This window comes from Priestia sp. 53B2 (genome assembly GCF_056099005.1).
The window spans coordinates 1-209 of record NZ_JBLZXA010000126.1; the positions used below are offsets into that span (position 1 = coordinate 1).

A 209-nucleotide genomic window follows, 5' to 3' on the forward strand; every position below is an offset into this window, starting at 1 on the left:
TCAAAGCTCACTTACAGCTCCCCGAAGCATATCGGTGTTAGTCCCGTCCTTCATCGGCTCCTAGTGCCAAGGCATTCACCGTGCGCCCTTTCTAACTTAACCATTAGCGAATAAATGGTACAACATATTGTTGTGTTATTTATTGGTTTGATTAAAGAAAAGTTTCACTTTTCCTCAGCAATTACTGTTATCTAGTTTTCAAAGAACAA

At 39.7% G+C, this 209-nt stretch carries 1 rRNA gene; it reads right to left on the minus strand.

The annotated features are described in order from the left end of the window. A 23S ribosomal RNA gene (locus tag ACN6NE_RS31450) occupies nucleotides 1-102 on the minus strand; the annotation flags it as partial. Nucleotides 103-209: the final 107 nt, after the last annotated feature.